The organism is Mycobacterium sp. MS1601, from assembly GCF_001984215.1.
GTDB lineage: Bacteria > Actinomycetota > Actinomycetes > Mycobacteriales > Mycobacteriaceae > Mycobacterium.
On the sequence record NZ_CP019420.1, the window covers coordinates 5,968,651 to 5,983,065 of the forward strand.

At 67.1% G+C, this 14,415-nt stretch carries 15 protein-coding genes; 2 read left to right on the forward strand and 13 right to left on the reverse strand.

Annotated features, from left to right (window positions below; all coding sequences use genetic code 11):
* Nucleotides 1-56 precede the first annotated feature (56 nt).
* Nucleotides 57-989 (reverse strand): haloalkane dehalogenase, encoded by a 933-nt coding sequence (locus BVC93_RS28450; protein WP_083740324.1) that lies wholly within the window; start codon nucleotides 987-989, stop codon nucleotides 57-59.
* Between the two features lie 163 nt (nucleotides 990-1,152).
* On the opposite strand from BVC93_RS28450, the gene BVC93_RS28455 reads away from it, so the two are divergent.
* Nucleotides 1,153-1,764, forward strand: coding sequence for a TetR/AcrR family transcriptional regulator (locus BVC93_RS28455; protein WP_157517117.1), 612 nt, complete (start codon nucleotides 1,153-1,155; stop codon nucleotides 1,762-1,764).
* Nucleotides 1,765-1,769: 5 nt separating this feature from the next.
* On the opposite strand, the gene BVC93_RS28460 is transcribed toward BVC93_RS28455, so the two are convergent.
* The 5 genes from BVC93_RS28460 to gap all read right to left on the reverse strand — a co-directional run bounded on the left by BVC93_RS28460 (nucleotide 1,770) and on the right by gap (nucleotide 6,113).
* Nucleotides 1,770-2,594 carry a hypothetical protein gene (locus BVC93_RS28460; protein WP_083740326.1) on the reverse strand — a complete coding sequence of 275 codons (825 nt, stop codon included), beginning with the start codon at nucleotides 2,592-2,594 and terminating at the stop codon, nucleotides 1,770-1,772.
* Nucleotides 2,595-2,764: 170 nt separating this feature from the next.
* Complete coding sequence (gene secG / locus BVC93_RS28465; RefSeq protein WP_083741432.1) at nucleotides 2,765-2,998, reverse strand: preprotein translocase subunit SecG; 234 nt, start codon at nucleotides 2,996-2,998, stop codon at nucleotides 2,765-2,767.
* Between the two features lie 76 nt (nucleotides 2,999-3,074).
* Nucleotides 3,075-3,860 carry a triose-phosphate isomerase gene (gene tpiA / locus BVC93_RS34250; protein ID WP_083740327.1) on the reverse strand — a complete coding sequence of 262 codons (786 nt, stop codon included), beginning with the start codon at nucleotides 3,858-3,860 and terminating at the stop codon, nucleotides 3,075-3,077.
* 3 nt (nucleotides 3,861-3,863) lie between these two features.
* The gene (locus BVC93_RS34255) at nucleotides 3,864-5,087 is read right to left on the reverse strand and encodes a phosphoglycerate kinase (protein WP_083740328.1); all 1,224 of its coding nucleotides are present in this window, start codon (nucleotides 5,085-5,087) and stop codon (nucleotides 3,864-3,866) included.
* A 3-nt stretch (nucleotides 5,088-5,090) separates the two neighbouring features.
* Nucleotides 5,091-6,113 (reverse strand): type I glyceraldehyde-3-phosphate dehydrogenase, encoded by a 1,023-nt coding sequence (gap, locus tag BVC93_RS28480; protein WP_083740329.1) that lies wholly within the window; start codon nucleotides 6,111-6,113, stop codon nucleotides 5,091-5,093.
* Between the two features lie 179 nt (nucleotides 6,114-6,292).
* Here gap and ligD point away from each other — a divergent pair, with 179 nt between their 5' ends.
* Nucleotides 6,293-7,168: a non-homologous end-joining DNA ligase gene (ligD, locus tag BVC93_RS28485; protein WP_197687521.1), complete on the forward strand. Its 876-nt coding sequence runs from the start codon at nucleotides 6,293-6,295 to the stop codon at nucleotides 7,166-7,168.
* Between the two features lie 17 nt (nucleotides 7,169-7,185).
* Here the strand turns inward: ligD and whiA are convergent, their stop codons facing one another.
* Genes whiA through BVC93_RS28520 form a run of 7 tightly spaced genes read right to left on the reverse strand, consistent with a single transcriptional unit; the run spans nucleotide 7,186 to nucleotide 14,356 of the window.
* Complete coding sequence (whiA, locus tag BVC93_RS28490; protein WP_083741434.1) at nucleotides 7,186-8,163, reverse strand: DNA-binding protein WhiA; 978 nt, start codon at nucleotides 8,161-8,163, stop codon at nucleotides 7,186-7,188.
* On the reverse strand, nucleotides 8,160-9,215 hold the full coding sequence (locus BVC93_RS28495; protein WP_083740330.1) for a gluconeogenesis factor YvcK family protein: 1,056 nt from the start codon (nucleotides 9,213-9,215) through the stop codon (nucleotides 8,160-8,162). The genes whiA and BVC93_RS28495 overlap by 4 nt, the downstream gene beginning before the upstream one ends.
* Nucleotides 9,216-9,222: 7 nt before the next feature.
* A complete protein-coding gene (gene rapZ, locus BVC93_RS28500; protein WP_157517119.1) occupies nucleotides 9,223-10,122 on the reverse strand; it encodes an RNase adapter RapZ in 900 nt (299 codons plus the stop codon).
* A complete protein-coding gene (uvrC, locus tag BVC93_RS28505; protein ID WP_083740332.1) occupies nucleotides 10,119-12,110 on the reverse strand; it encodes an excinuclease ABC subunit UvrC in 1,992 nt (663 codons plus the stop codon). The genes rapZ and uvrC overlap by 4 nt, the downstream gene beginning before the upstream one ends.
* 49 nt (nucleotides 12,111-12,159) lie before the next feature.
* Nucleotides 12,160-12,615 carry a PH domain-containing protein gene (locus BVC93_RS28510; protein WP_083740333.1) on the reverse strand — a complete coding sequence of 152 codons (456 nt, stop codon included), beginning with the start codon at nucleotides 12,613-12,615 and terminating at the stop codon, nucleotides 12,160-12,162.
* On the reverse strand, nucleotides 12,612-13,067 hold the full coding sequence (ribH, locus tag BVC93_RS28515; RefSeq protein ID WP_192860433.1) for a 6,7-dimethyl-8-ribityllumazine synthase: 456 nt from the start codon (nucleotides 13,065-13,067) through the stop codon (nucleotides 12,612-12,614). Before ribH ends, BVC93_RS28510 begins: the two co-directional genes overlap by 4 nt.
* Nucleotides 13,068-13,087: 20 nt before the next feature.
* Nucleotides 13,088-14,356: a bifunctional 3,4-dihydroxy-2-butanone-4-phosphate synthase/GTP cyclohydrolase II gene (locus BVC93_RS28520; protein WP_083740335.1), complete on the reverse strand. Its 1,269-nt coding sequence runs from the start codon at nucleotides 14,354-14,356 to the stop codon at nucleotides 13,088-13,090.
* Nucleotides 14,357-14,415 lie beyond the last annotated feature (59 nt).

Here is a 14,415-nt window from a genome sequence, read left to right on the forward strand (position 1 = left end):
GCGCCCGGCGGCGTGGGGTTGTGGCTGCGTGCGCGGCTGCGGACCGCCAGCCCGCGTCATCGAGCGGCGCGGCCCGGGACGGGTGTCGCTGCGATGAATGCTGTGATGACCTCGGCGAGTTCGGCGCCGCGGTCCTCCTGCAGGAAGTGCCCGCCGCCGGTGACGGTGGTGTGCGGCTGTCCCTGCGCGCCCGGCACCGTCGTCGTGAACAGGTGTTCACCACCGCGGGTGATGGGGTCCTGATCGCTGAAGCAGGTCAGAAGCGGCTTGTCGAAGGTGGCCAGCACCGACCACGCGTCGATGTTGGCGGCCGATTCGGGATCGTCGGTGGCGGTCGGAACGAGGGTGGGAAAGACACGGGCGCCGGCCTTGAACGAGTCGTCGGGAAACGGCGCGTCATACGCGGCGATGACATCGGCGGGCAGGTCGGTGGCGCAGCCGCCGTTGACGATGGCACCCACGGGCAGGTCCGGGACTTCCTGGGAGAACTTCTGCCAGGCGGCGAATGCGTCACCGAGGGGGAATTCGCCGGTGGGCAGCCCGGTGTTCGCCACGATCACCCGGTCGAAACGCTCCGGCTGTGCGGTCACCAGGCGCAGTCCGATCAGCCCACCCCAGTCCTGGCCGAAGAAGGTGATGTTGCGCAGGTTGAGGGTGTCGAAGAGCAGGGCGGACATCCAGTTGATGTGCCGGGCGTAGGTGTAGTCGCTTGTCGCGGTGGGCTTGTCGCTGCGCCCGAACCCGACCAGGTCCGGTGCCACCACGCGGTGACCGGAGGCCACCAGAGGGCCGATCATGTGCCGGTAGAGATAGCTCCAGGACGGCTCACCGTGCATCAGCAGAATCGGGTCGGCATCTGGCGCGCCCTCGTCGAGGTAGTGCACGCGCAGCGTTTGACCGGTACCACTGGGGATTTCGGCATAGTGCGGCGTGAAACCGTAGCCGGGCAGGTCGGCGAAGCGGTTGTCGGGGGTGCGCACGATCTCCATGAGTTCTCTCCTGGGCTGAACTGGGCCGGGGTCAGGTACCGATTCGGCGATGGTGTGGCCGAAGCGTTCGTTCTGGTTGCGACATGGCAAGCCCGTCTCCCGCGACGGTAAGTGTTGATAGTTCCACTGTCAATACTTTGACGCGGTGCTACCGTCACTGTCGATGAACGAGACAGCGCCGGAGCCTGCCGAGCCGGTCGACGGCCGCCGCGCGCGACGTGCACGCGGCCGCGCCGCAGTGGTGGAGGCAACGATCGACCTTGTGCTGGAGGGATTTTCGCCGCCGACGGTGGAGCAGGTCGCAGACCGGGCGGGTGTCTCCACCGCGTCGGTGTTCCGATACTTCGACACCCTCGACGAGTTGCGCGACGAAACCACCCGCCGCTACTTCCAGCGGTTTGCGCATCTGCTGGAGATTCCGGAGATCGGCGAGGGCACCTTGGAGGCGCGGATCACACGCTTCGTCGACATCCGTCACGAGCTGTACACCGCGACTGCGCCGATGGCCCGACTGGTGCGCAACCGCGCCTCGAAGGTGGCCGCGCTGCACGACATCCTGCATCAGCACCGCGAGGTGATGGCCGGCGACATCCGGCGCCACTTCGGCGCCGAACTCGACGGGCTCGGCGCGGTGTTCCGCGGTGAGATGGTGGGCACCATCGCCACCCTGACCTCGTTCGAGTCATGGTCGGAGCTGACCGAGGATCACCGGCGCACCCCGGCTCAGATCCGGCGCGGGTGGGCCAGGGCGCTCTCCCTACTGCTGACCGGCTGACATCTCTACCGGAATGCGGCGATGGTGTTGATGACGGGCCGGGTGATCATCGAGTAGGTGTCGGCGATGGCAACGTCGCGGTGGGTCTTCTGGGCCTGCAGTCGTGCCGGGTCGGTGGCGACCGCCATGAACGCCCGCTTGCTGGGAAACAGGTTGAACCGGACCTGATGCCAGCTGCGCCCGTCGCCGACGATGGTTCCGTTGACGGCGAACCACCCCGCCACACGGACGCCATGGGCGGCGGCGACCCGGGCGGCCGCGCCCTGATAGTCCTGCATGGCGTCGGGCGTGGTGCGTGCGGAAACGGAATCGGCGAAGCGCAGCACGTGCACGATCATCACCGGTCCGTCCTGGACACTCGGCGGTTCGGGTACCTCGGTCCAGTCGCGTTGTTCGACGCCCTCGGGGAAAGGCGGAACAGGCAGGGGGTCACAGCCCAGCACGATCGTCTGATCCATCCCGGCCTCCTTGTGGACATGTGCGGCCCGGAATGCCGGCCGCGACTGCATGTCGATGAAGGATCGTCCGGTCGGGTAGCGCACGACGGCGATCCGATCCCACATGGGCGTGTCGCCGAGGAGCTGGGTGTCGACGTCGGCCAACAGGCACAGCTCGGCGCCGATCTCGGCCAATGTCTCCAGGGGTGCGTACAGATCGTCGGCCTCGCGTCCGGTGATGGCGCTCGACCGCCCGTCGCCGTAGTCGGCGACATCGCGGTACTTCATGAGATTGACCATCCACACCGGCCTGCCGGACTCCGCCGTCGCACCTCCCAGCCGGGCGGCGTAGTCGAGATCGAGCCGGCCGTATCGAGGGTGGGGGTATCTCACGTGTTCTCCGCATCGATTGCTGGCGCTTCAGAGCTGCACACACGTTAAGTTGTGATAGTTGAACTGTCAATAGATGTGGTCGGTACCCGGAACGGCCGCATGCCCCCGCACAAAAAACACCGCCGGATGGTCCAAGACCACCCGGCGGTGTAGACGTGCGTTGTGTCGGCTTAGCCGTACTTGATCTGCAGGCCGACGCCGATGATCGACACCAGCCAGATACCGGTGACGAACAAGGTGAGCCGGTCGAGGTTCTTCTCGACCACGGTCGAGCCGGACAGGCTGGACTGCACACCGCCACCGAACAGCGTCGACAGGCCGCCACCCTTGGCGCGGTGCAGCAGCACCAACAGCACCACCAGCAGGCTGGTGACGATGAGGACGATCTGCAGGGCCAATTCCATGGAGGTCACCTTACATGCTGGGGATTTGGGCGTGAAAACAACCGGTCAGCGGTCGGATTCACGCCGAAATCGCGACTCAGGGCAGCGGCCCGCCCGCCGCGATCGCCGACAGCGTCGCGAACTGCTCTCCATCGAGTGAAGCGCCGCCCACCAACGCACCGTCGACATCCTTCTGCCCCACGATCTCGCCGACGTTCTTGGCGTTCACCGAGCCGCCGTAGAGCACCCGCACGGTATCGGCGATCGCCTGCCCGGCCAGTTCGGCGAGCTCGGCCCGGATGGCGGCACACACTTCCTGCGCGTCGGCGGCACTGGCCACCCGGCCGGTGCCGATGGCCCAGACCGGCTCGTAGGCGATCACCACAGAGGCGATCTGCTCCGGCGACAACCCCGCCAGTGAGGCCTTGAGCTGTGCGACGTTGTAGTCCACGTGGTTGCCGGCTTCCCGGACCTCCAGGCCTTCGCCGATGCAGACGATCGGCGTCAGCCCGTGCTTGAGAGCCGTCGACGCCTTGGCAGCCACCAGTGCGTCGTCCTCGGCGTGGTAGGTGCGCCTCTCGGAGTGCCCGACGACGACGAACGTGCAGCCCAGCTTGGCCAGGAAAGCCCCACTGATCTCGCCGGTGTACGCGCCCGAATCGTGTTTGGACAGGTCCTGGCCGCCATAGGTCAGCCGCAGCTTGTCCCCGTCGACCAGGGTCTGCACGCTGCGCAGATCGGTGAACGGCGGGATGACGGTGACGTCGACCTTGTCGAAGTACTTGTCCGGCAACGAGAATGCGATCTTCTGCACCAAAGCGATGGCCTCGAAATGGTTGAGGTTCATCTTCCAGTTGCCCGCGATCAGCGGCTTACGTGACATGGTCTACGACTCCAGAACTTCGATACCGGGCAGGGACTTGCCCTCGAGGTATTCCAGCGACGCGCCGCCGCCGGTCGAGATGTGCGAGAAGCCGTCCTCGGGCAGACCGAGCTGACGCACCGCCGCCGCCGAATCGCCGCCGCCGACCACGCTGAACGCGCCCTTGCCGGTGGCGGTGATGATGGCCTCGGCCACCCCCTTGGTGCCTGCGGCGAACGCCGGGAACTCGAACACGCCCATCGGGCCGTTCCAGAACACGGTCTTGGCGTTCGACAGGAGTGCGGCGAACCGCTTGACCGACTCCGGCCCGATGTCCAGACCCATCTTGGTGTCGGGGATCTGGTCGGCGGCCACCGTCTCGGCCGGCGAGTCGGCGGCGAACTTCTCGGCCACCACGATGTCCACCGGCAGGTGGATCACGTCGCCGTAGTCTTCCAGCAGTTTGCGGCAGGTGTCGATCATCTCCTCCTGCAGAAGCGACGAACCGACTGAAACCCCTTGTGCGGCAAGGAAGGTGAAGCACATGCCGCCACCGATGATGATGCTGTCGGCCTTGGTGGCCAGGTTCTCGATCACCGCCAGCTTGTCAGACACCTTGGACCCGCCCAGCACCACGGCATACGGCCGCTCGCCTGCGCTGGTCAGTTGCTTGAGCACGTCGACCTCAGTGGCCACCAGGCCGCCGGCGTAGTGCGGCAGCAGGGTCGCGACGTCGTACACCGAAGCCTGCTTACGGTGCACCACCCCGAACCCGTCGGAGACGAACGCGGCCGGCTTTCCACCCGGGTCATCCACCAACTCGACCAGCGCCTTGGCCAGCGCCAGTCGTTCGGCGTCGTCCTTGCTGGTCTCGCGCGGGTCGAAGCGGATGTTCTCCAGCAGCAGCACGTCGCCGTCGGTCAGCCCTTCGGCACGGGCCAGCGCGTCGGTGCCCACCACATCACCGGCCAGCTGGACATGACGGCCCAGCTGCTCACCCAGCGCGACAGCTACCGGCGCCAGGGAGAACTTCGGGTCCGGTTCGCCCTTGGGCCTGCCCAGGTGGGCGGTGACGACCACCTTGGCGCCCGCTTCCGCGAGCGCCTTCAGGGTCGGGGCGGACGCGATGATCCGCCCCGGGTCGGTGATCTTCCCCTCCGAGAGCGGGACGTTCAGGTCGGAGCGCACCAACACGCCCCGACCCTCGACACCTTCGGCCAGCAGATCGGCCAGCGTCTTGACCGCCACGGGTTACAGCGACTTACCGACCAGGCCGACCAGGTCGACGAGGCGGTTGGAGTAGCCCCACTCGTTGTCGTACCAGGAGACGACCTTGACCTGGTTGTCGATCACCTTGGTCAGACCCGAGTCGAACAGCGAGCTGTGCGGATCGGTGACGATGTCGCTGGATACGATCGGCGCGTCGTAGTACTTCAGGATGCCCTTGAGCGGTCCGTCGGCGGCAGCCTTGAACGCGGCGTTGATCTCGTCGACGGTGCCGGTCTTGGACACCTCTGCGGTCAGATCGGTCACCGAACCCGTGGGGATCGGCACCCGCAGTGCGTAACCGTCGAGCTTGCCCTTCAGCTCGGGCAGCACCAGGCCGATGGCCTTGGCGGCGCCGGTGGAGGTGGGCACGATGTTGATCGCGGCGGCACGCGCACGGCGCAGGTCACTGTGCGGGCCGTCCTGCAGGTTCTGGTCCTGGGTGTAGGCGTGCACGGTGGTCATCAGGCCCTTGACGATGCCGAACTCGTCGTTGAGGACCTTGGCCAGCGGGCCCAGGCAGTTCGTGGTGCACGAGGCGTTGGAGATGATGTTCTGGCTGCCGTCGTACTTGTCGTCGTTGACGCCCAGCACGATGGTGATGTCCTCGTCGGAGGCGGGTGCCGAGATGATGACCTTCTTGGCCCCGGCGTCCAGGTGGCCCTGCGCCTTGTCCCGCTTGGTGAAGATGCCCGTCGATTCGACCACCACGTCGACACCCAGGTCGCCCCAGGGAAGAGCCGCGGGGCCCTCCTTGACCGACAGTGCCTTGATCTTGTGGTCGCCGACGACGATGGTGTCGTCGCCCTCGAGGCTCACGTCGGCATCGAGACGACCGAGGATCGAGTCGAACTTCAGCAGGTGGGCCAGCGTGGCGTTCGAGGTCAGATCGTTGACGGCCACGATTTCGATGTCGGCGCTCTTGCCGGCCGCCTTCTGCGCCGCGAGTGCCCGGTAGAAGTTGCGTCCAATACGGCCGAAGCCATTCACGCCTACCCGGATGGTCACTTGTTTCTCCCTAGGGGTCGCCTTCTTGTGGTGCTCGGCAGCAAGCCTAATGGTGCGCCCAGCGCGTCGTGCGGGTTGGGCGGCGGGTAACCCGGACAATTGAGGTCGCAAGGTTTGACGCAAGTGAAAGTGATCTGTTGATCAACGATGGGTATCCGGCAGCCGTGATAGTCGCGCGAGTGGAGATTTCGAACCCGGACAAGGAGCTTTTCGGCGAGGACGCCACCTCAGGCCTCTCCAAACTCGGGCTGGCGAGGTATTACCAGGCCGTGGCGGCCACCATGGTGCCGTATCTGGCTGATCGCCCCATCAGCATGCAGCGCTTCCCCGACGGCCTCGGCGCCCCGGGCTTCTACGAGAAGAAGGCGCCGTCACACTTTCCCACCTGGGTGGACACGGTCAAGGTCGAGACGGACGACGACGTGCAGTGCCAGGTGGTGGTCAACGACCAGCGTTCACTGGTGTATCTGGCCGATCAGGCCTGCATCACGCCGCATGCGTGGCTCAGCCGGGCGCGCGCTCTTGATGCGCCGGATCAGCTGATGTTCGACATCGACCCGTCGACCGGCGACGTCGACGCGGTCCGCAAAGCCACCGCGATGCTCGGCGAGTTGCTGGACGAACTGGGTTTGACGTCGTTTGTGAAGACCACCGGCTCCCGCGGCTTTCACGTGGTGGTTCCCTTACGTCAGCGTGAGAGTTTCGACGAGACAAGAGCCTTCGCGAAGGAGGTGGCCGAAAAGCTGGTGGGTCGGGCGCCGGAACTGGTGACCATCGCCCAGCGCAAGGATCGCCGCAAGGAATCGGTGTACATCGATGTCACGCGTAACGGCTACGGGCAGACGGCGGCGGCGCCGTACGCGGTGCGGGCGTTGCCGGGCGCGCCGGTGTCCACCCCGATCGAGTGGTACGAACTGGACCGGGTGACCCCCGACGAGTTCACCGTCAAGACGGTGCTGAACCGGATCTCACGCCGCGGGGACGCGTGGCACGGCATGCGCCGGCGCGCCCACGGCTTGGACCGCGCCCGCGACAAGCTGGCCCGGCTGCGCTGACCCCTCGCCGACCTTGGTCAGGCGTCTTCGAGCAGGTCCGGTGTCACCGCTGATTCGGTGTCGGGGATCCCGTCCTGCTTGGCCTTGCGATCCGCCATCGACAACAGCCGCCGAATGCGGCCTGCCACAGCATCTTTGGTCATGGGCGGATCAGCGAGGCGACCGAGCTCCTCCAGGGAGGCCTGCCGGTGCTCGACGCGAAGTTTGCCCGCCGAAGCCAGGTGGTTGGGCACGGTGTCCCCCAAGATCTCCAGCGCCCGTTCCACCCGCGCCGCCGCCGCCACCGCGGCACGTGCCGAGCGGCGCAGGTTGGCGTCGTCGAAGTTGGCCAGCCGGTTGGCAGTGGCGCGCACTTCGCGACGCATCCGTCGTTCTTCCCATGTCAGCCGGGTGTCCTGAGCGCCCATCCGGGTCAGCAGCGCTCCGATGGCCTCGCCGTCGCGCACCACCACCCGGTCCGCGCCGCGCACCTCGCGGGCCTTGGCGCTGACACCGAGCCGCCGCGCCGCTCCCACCAGCGCCAGCGCGGCCTCCGGGCCGGGGCAACTGACCTCAAGGGCGGAGGACCGACCGGGTTCGGTCAGTGAACCGTGTGCCAGGAACGCGCCACGCCACGCCGCTTCGGCGTCACCGACACTGCCGCCGACCACCTGTGCGGGCAACCCGCGTACGGGCCGGCCCCGCAGGTCCAGCAACCCCGTCTGGCGGGCCAGTGCCTCACCGTCCTTGGCCACCCGCACCACATAGCGGGTGCTCTTGCGGATGCCGCTGGCCGACAGCACATGCACCACGGCGTTGTAGCCGTAGAGATCGAAGATGTCCTTGCGGAGCCGACGAGCGATGATGCCGAGATCCACCTCGGCCTCGACCACCACTCGGCCGGACACGATGTGCAAGCCGCCCGCGAAGCGCAGCAACGACGCCACCTCCGCCCGCCGGGCACTCACCGAATTGACCACGAGGCGGCTCAACTCGTCTTTGACCTCGGCCGTCATCGCCACGGATCGTCACCTCTCGGTCCATTTTGGCTGGGTATATCCGCACCGGGGGCCGTCGTTGGCATGGTCGGTGCCACCGGTTCGCCGCCCCGCGCCGAGACGCCGTGCAGCGCCGCGGCCAGCTTCGCCGGATCATGTAAAGGTGTACCAGGTCGGCAGACGTCAGCGAACTGAACTCGGGCATCGAGCGCCGCGGCCGTGCGGACCAGTTGCTGGCGTTCACGCTCGCCGCTGACGCTGCCCGCGTCGACGATGATGTCGTGCACCGTGAAGTCGGGCGCGTGCTGGCTCAGCACGTGCAGGTGCCGTTCGGCGGAGAAGCCTGCCGTCTCCCCCGGTTCGGCGGCCAGGTTCAGCACCAGTGCACGCCGGGCCGTCGTGGCCCGCAGCGCGGCCGCCAGATCAGGCACCAGGACGTGCGGGATGACGCTGGTGAACCACGAGCCCGGACCCAGCACCACCAGATCGGCGTTCATGATCGCGTCCACCGCCTGCCGCGTCGCGGGCGGATGCCCGGGGAGCAGCCGGACCCGGCGGACTTTGCCGGGTGTGGTGGCGACGGCCACCTGTCCGCGGATCACCCGGCTCATCCGCGGATCGGATTCCAGTCCGGCGACGTCGGCCTCGATCTGCAGCGCGATAGGACACATGGGCAGCACCCTGCCCTTGACGCCGAGGATGCGGCCCAGTTCGTCGAGTGCGGCCACCGGGTCGGCGAGCACCTCGTTGAGACCGGCGAGCATCAGGTTGCCGATGGGATGACCAGCCAACGCGCCACTGCCGTTGAACCGGTGCTGAATGATGGTGGCCCACAGCCGGCCATGCGGGCTGTCTGATGCCAAGGCCGCCAACGCCATTCGAAGATCACCGGGCGGCACGATGTCGAGCTCGCTGCGCAACCGACCCGACGAGCCGCCGTCGTCGGCCACCGTCACCACGGCGGTGATGTGTGGGGTGAGCCTGCGCGCCGCCGACAACGTCGCATACAGTCCGTGGCCGCCACCGAGGGCGACGATGCGCTGATTCCGCAGGTCTACTCCCGCCGTCATGCGGTCCTCACTCGCGCCCCAGATCGCGGTGCAGCACCCGCACCGACATCCGGTCACCACCGGAGAGCAGGCCCGCCAGCGCCTCGGCGATGGCGACGCTGCGGTGTTTGCCGCCCGTACAGCCAATCGCGACGGTCATGTAGCGCTTTCCCTCCCGGCGATAGCCGTCGACGACCAAGCCCAGCAGCTCATGGTAGGTGGCAAGAAACTTCTCCGCGCCAGGCTGACCCAACACGTAATCCCGCACCGCCGGATGCTGGCCGGAGTGCGGGCGTAGGTCGTCTACCCAATGTGGGTTGGGCAGAAAACGGACATCCATCACCATGTCGGCGTCCATGGGCAGTCCGTACTTGAAACCGAACGATTCCACGGTCACCGAGGTCAGCGGAACCGTCTCGCCCCCGAACGCCTGCTCGATGCTGGCGCGCAACGCGGGCACCGGCAGGCTGGAGGTGTCGATCACCAGGTCTGCGACGGCCCGCACCGGTGCCAGCATCACCCGCTCAGCGGCGATGCTCTCGGCCAGCGTCAACCCGGACTGCAGCGGGTGGCTGCGCCGGTTCTGCTCGTAACGCCGCACCAGGGTGTCGTCGGCGGCTTCCAGGAACAGCACCTGCGGGGCGATGCCCCGGGTGGCCAGTTCGCTGCGCACCGCATCCAGGTCACCGGTGAAACCCCGGGACCTGGCGTCCATCACCACGGCCAGCTGAGTGATCCGCGACCCGGCGGCCAGACCGAAATCGACCATCCGCGCGATCAGTTCGGGGGGAAGATTGTCTGCGACGTACCAGCCGAGGTCTTCGAGCACCTTGGCCGCGGTCCCGCGGCCGGCTCCCGAGAGACCGGTCACCAGGACGACGTCAATCCCTGTGCTTGCCGTGTCTTGCTCTTCTGTGTTGTCCGTCATCCCCATACCCGTTGCCCGGTGTCATCATCGCTCACGTCGGCCCGCGGTGTGGCACTCTCGGCTTTCACGGGCGCCCCGAGCGCTTCCAGGACGGCGGTGGCGGTGGCGACTCCGATTCCGGGCACGGTGGTGATCTCGTCGACGGAGGCCTGTTTCAGCTTGGCCACCGAACCGAAGTGACTGACCAGCGCCTTTCGCCGGTGCTCGCCCAGACCCGGGATGGCATCCAGTGCCGAGGCCGTCATCCGCTTGGATCGCTTGCTGCGGTGGAACGTGATGGCGAAGCGGTGCGCTTCGTCACGGACCCGCTGCAGCAGATAGAGCCCCTCGCTGGTGCGCGGCATGATCAACGGGTCCGGCTCGCCGGGCACCCACACCTCTTCGAGTCGCTTGGCCAGCCCGATCACGGCGACATCGGTGACCCCTAGTTCGTCGAGCACCGCCTGGGCGGCGTTCACCTGAGGGGCGCCGCCGTCGACGACGTAGAGGTTGGGCGGGTAAGCGAAGCGCCGCGACTTGCCTTCGGCGGAGAACTCTTCGGTCTGATCCTTGACATGGCGCAGGAAGCGTCGCCGGGTCACCTCCGCGATGGAGCCGACGTCATCGGAGCGTCCGTCGCCGGCGGCCTCCTTGATGGAGTAGTGCCGGTAGTCCGACTTGCGCGGCAACCCGTCCTCGAACACCACCAGCGAGGCCACCACATCGGTGCCCTGGACATGGCTGATGTCCACACATTCGATGCGCAGCGGCGCGTCGGCCAGCCCCAGCGAATCCTGAATGGATTGCAGCGCAGCGGATCTGGCGTTGAAGTCACCGGCCCGCCTGAGCTTGTGCTGCTGCAGCGCCTCCTGGGCGTTGCGTGCCACCGTCTCGGCGAGGGCCTTCTTGTCTCCACGCTGAGGCACCCGGAGCGACACTCGGGATCCGCGCAACTCGGACAACCAGGTGGCGAGCTCGTCGGCGTTGTCCGGCAGACACGGCACCAGCACTTCGCGAGGTACCGGGTTGCTGGCTTCGTCTGCTGCACTTCCCAATTCGGCCTGCTCACCATAGAACTGGGTAAGGAACTGCTCCACCAACTGCGCCTGCGAGCCCGTCTCGTCGGGCTCGGTCGACTTCTCCACCACCCAGCCGCGTTGTCCGCGGACCCGTCCACCTCGGACGTGGAACACCTGCACGGCGGCCTCGAGGTCGTCGTCGGCAAAGGCCACCACGTCGGCGTCGGTGCCGTCGCCGAGCACCACCGCCTGTTTCTCCAGTGCCCGCCGCAGCGCTCCGAGGTCGTCACGCAACCGGGCGGCCCGCTCGAAGTCGAGGACCTCGGCGGCCGCGGTCATCTGGTTCTCGAGATCACGGGCGAAGCGGTCGGTCTTGCCCGAGAGGAAATCGCAGAAGTCGTCGACGATCTGCCGGTGTTGCTCGGCGCTGACCCGGCCCACACACGGCGCCGAACACTTGTCGATGTAGCCGAGCAGGCATGGCCTGCCGATCTGGCTGTGGCGCTTGAAGACTCCGGCCGAGCAGGTGCGCGCGGGGAACACCCGCGTCAGCAGGTCCAGGGTTTCGCGGATGGCCCAGGCGTGGGAGTACGGCCCGAAGTACCGCACTCCTTTTCGGCGCGGGCCCCGGTAGACGTACAGCCGCGGGTACTCCTCGCTCAGGCTCACCGCCAGCACGGGATAGGACTTGTCGTCGCGGTAGCGGACGTTGAACCTGGGATCGAATTCCTTGATCCAGTTGTATTCCAGCTGCAGCGCTTCGACTTCGGTGGTGACGACGGTCCACTCGACCTTGGCGGCCGTGGTCACCATCTGCCGGGTGCGCGGATGCAGGCCGGACACGTCGGCGAAGTAGGAGTTCAGCCTGCTGCGCAGACTCTTGGCCTTGCCGACGTAGATGACCCTGCCGTGGCTGTCGCTGAACCGGTAGACGCCCGGTTCCACCGGGATGGATCCCGGCGCGGGCCGGTACGTCGATGGATCAGGCACCGTCCCAGCCTAGTACCGAGCGGCGACAGACCCGATTCCGCGACCCGAGTCAGCCCGCCTGTTGCTGATACTTGTCGACCATCGCCCGCAGGTCCTTCATCGCCGCGACGGCACGGTCCTTGTCCACCGACTGGATGGCCATCAAAGGGATGTACTCGTAGTCGGGCAGGTCCAGCCGGGCCCAGCGGGCGCCTTGCGGAAACGACACCGCCACCACGTCGCTCCAGGGAATCAGCTTGTCATTGGCCAGGTTTCGCACCGAGATGCCAGCAGGCCCGACACGCAACCGGGGCCGGGCGAACAGCAGGATCACCGCGGCGATCACCACCCCGACCAGTGCGATCCCCACCTGGTCGGAGGTTTGGAACAGCACGCCGGTCTGCCCGACCTTCAGCAGGAACCCCACCACGATGTGTGCGGCGGCGATCACGAACGCCGCGGCGTAGGCGAAGTACGGCGTCAAGTGTGGGCGGACCGTCAGGTCCCACTGCACTGTGTCGTTCACGACGCCGTTCGCAGATCCCGCAACAACAGTGCCGTCGCCAGCGCCGCGGCGGCAGCCTGGGCACCCTTGTCCTCCTCGGAGCCGGGCAACCCGGACCGGGCAATGGCCTGCTCTTCGGAGTTCACTGTCAGCACCCCGTTGGCCACCGGAGTTGATGAGTCCAGCGACACCCTGGTCAACCCCTGGGTAACGGCGTCGCAGACGTATTCGAAGTGCGGGGTGCCTCCGCGGATCACCACGCCCAGGGCCACCACCGCGTCGTAGCGGCGGGCCAGCTCCTGGGCCACCACCGGAATTTCGATGGCGCCGAGCACCCGGACCACTTTGGCGTTGTCGATGCCCGCCGCACGCGCCACCCGCAGCGCGCCCTCCAGCAGTGCGTCGCACACGGTGTCGTGCCACGTGCTGGCGACCACAGCCAGCGAGATCCCCGAGGCGTCGAGCTCCGGCATGTCGGGAACGCCGGCACCACTCACTTTGCCCCTCCGAGTTCGTCGCCCAGCTCGTCGTAGTCGTCCAGCCCGGCCAGGTCGTGACCCATCCGGTCCCGCTTGGTCATCAGGTAGCGGATGTTCTCGGCGTTGGCGCGCACCGGAAGCGGCACCCGCTCGATGATGTGCAGTCCGTACCCGTCGAGCCCCACTCGTTTGGCCGGGTTGTTGGTCAGCAGGCGCATGGACCGGATGCCCAGATCCACCAGGATCTGCGCCCCGATGCCGTAGTCGCGGGCGTCGGCGGGCAGCCCCAGTTTGAGGTTGGCGTCCACGGTGTCCGCGCCGGCATCCTGCAGCTGGTAGGCCTGCAGCTTGTGCATCAGGCCGATCCCGCGGCCCTCGTGTCCCCGCATGTAGAGCACCACGCCGCGGCCCTCACGGGCCACCATCGCCATGGCAGCGTCCAGCTGGGGGCCGCAGTCACACCGGCGTGAGCCGAACACGTCGCCGGTCAGGCATTCGGAGTGCACCCGCACCAGCACGTCGTGGCCGTCACTGTTGGGGCCGGCGATCTCGCCACGCACCAGCGCGACGTGCTCGACGTCCTCGTAGATGCTCTTGTATCCCACCGCCCGGAACTCGCCGTGACGGGTGGGGATGCGGGCCTCGGCGATGCGCTCGATGTGCTTTTCGTGCTTGCGTCGCCATTCGATGAGATCAGCGATGGAGATCAGTGCCAGCTCGTGCTCGTCGGCGAAGACCCGCAGCTCGTCGGTCTGCGCCATGGCGCCTTCGTCCTTCTGGCTGACGATCTCGCAGATGGCGCCCGCCGGCTGCAGACCGGCCAGGCGAGCCAGGTCCACGGCCGCCTCGGTGTGCCCGGGGCGGCGCAACACACCGCCGTCCTTGGCCCGCAGCGGCACCACATGTCCGGGCTTGCTGAACTCCTCGGCGGCAGCCGTGGGATCGGCGAGCAGACGCATGGTCGTGGCCCGATCGGAAGCCGAAATACCGGTCCCCACGCCCCTTTTCGCGTCCACCGTGACGGTGTAGGCGGTCTGGTGCTTGTCCTGGTTGATCGCGTACATGGGCAGCAGGCCCAACCGGTCGCAGATCTCACCGTCCAGCGGCACACACAGATAGCCCGAGGTGTAGCGCACCATGAATGCCACCAGCTCCGGGGTGGCCTTCTCCGCGGCGAAGATCAGGTCGCCTTCGTTTTCGCGGTCCTCGTCGTCGATGACCACGACGGCCTTGCCTGCCGCGATGTCGGCGATCGCCCGTTCGACGGGATCGAGCCTCGTCATCTATGCCACCTTCGGAGAAGAACCCACGATTTCAACGCTGCCGAACAGTATGAACCACT

Coding starts and splice junctions, on each gene's coding strand:
- BVC93_RS28450 (WP_083740324.1), bottom strand. CDS start 989: ATGGAGATCGTGCGCACCCCCGACAACCGCTTCGCCGACCTGCCCGGC.
- BVC93_RS28455 (WP_157517117.1), top strand. CDS start 1,153: ATGAACGAGACAGCGCCGGAGCCTGCCGAGCCGGTCGACGGCCGCCGC.
- secG (WP_083741432.1), bottom strand. CDS start 2,998: ATGGAATTGGCCCTGCAGATCGTCCTCATCGTCACCAGCCTGCTGGTG.
- tpiA (WP_083740327.1), bottom strand. CDS start 3,860: ATGTCACGTAAGCCGCTGATCGCGGGCAACTGGAAGATGAACCTCAAC.
- whiA (WP_083741434.1), bottom strand. CDS start 8,163: ATGACGGCCGAGGTCAAAGACGAGTTGAGCCGCCTCGTGGTCAATTCG.
- BVC93_RS28495 (WP_083740330.1), bottom strand. CDS start 9,215: ATGACGGCGGGAGTAGACCTGCGGAATCAGCGCATCGTCGCCCTCGGT.
- rapZ (WP_157517119.1), bottom strand. CDS start 10,122: ATGACGGACAACACAGAAGAGCAAGACACGGCAAGCACAGGGATTGAC.
- ribH (WP_192860433.1), bottom strand. CDS start 13,067: ATGCCGGAGCTCGACGCCTCGGGGATCTCGCTGGCTGTGGTCGCCAGC.
- BVC93_RS28520 (WP_083740335.1), bottom strand. CDS start 14,356: ATGACGAGGCTCGATCCCGTCGAACGGGCGATCGCCGACATCGCGGCA.